1 protein-coding gene is annotated in these 839 nt (G+C 70.0%); it reads right to left on the bottom strand.

The annotated features are described in order from the left end of the window. Positions 1–680 (bottom strand): nucleoside-diphosphate sugar epimerase/dehydratase (locus G7A99_RS22020; RefSeq protein WP_371807657.1); only part of this gene is annotated, 680 nt, incomplete at its 3' end. Positions 681–839 lie beyond the last annotated feature (159 nt).

Genomic DNA, 839 nt, shown 5'->3' with positions numbered 1-839 from the left:
CAGGCGAGCAGCGCCTCCACGTCCATCCCCCTGCCACCGAGGCCGCGACGGCGTTCATCCAGGGCAACGACGATCTCATCGATCCCGTTCGCCGCCACCCACTCCGGCAACGCCCGGTCGAGCTCCACCAGTCGCACGGGCTCGACGATCCGCGACTCGTCGCTCGGCAGCGCCACGAAGCCGACGACGCGCAGCCCCAGAAGGTCGGTGCGGCGCCTCAGCCGTGACAGGGGCTGGGCCCGGCGCCCCGCACCGAGAATCAGCACCCGCCGCTTGATGCCCTCCGCACCGAGCCAGCGGAAATAGCCGGCCCGCAGGACGAGGACCAGGGAGAACGCGAGGGCCCAGCTCCAGGCGAGCACCGTCATGTCGAGGCCGGGACCAAGCAGGAGGTAGTACAGCGCCGCAGCCAGCAGCGCCGCCCCCGCGAAGGCCAGCAGCGCCCGCACCATCACCCCGCCGAAACGGTCGCGCAGGCGGTAGTTGTACAGCCCGGTCGTGGTCATGCCCAGAACGGCCAGTACACCCGCCACGCCCGCGGGAAACGCCCCGCTCACGAGGTCGCCACCTCCGGTGAGCATCCGCCCGGCGAGCAGCAACGCCGCTGCGACCACCAGCCCCTCAAGAAGGGGCAACGCCAGGAAGATACGGTAATAGTAATGACTGCTGATTCGTTTCATGCCCCTCTCCCGGTAGCGGCGTTACCCGCACCAGCCCGGCGTACGAGACGCACGTGCCCCGCTCCCGCGGCACGCCCCTAGCAGCAGACTAGCCCCCTCCCGGGGCGCCGAATAGCACCGGCAGAGAAGCCGTCAAAGCGCCCCCCAGAGACGAAGAAA

It is taken from the genome of Arhodomonas sp. KWT (assembly GCF_010993615.1).
The sequence above is the reverse complement of the archived record's forward strand: the minus strand, read 5'-3'. Positions and strand labels throughout refer to the sequence as shown.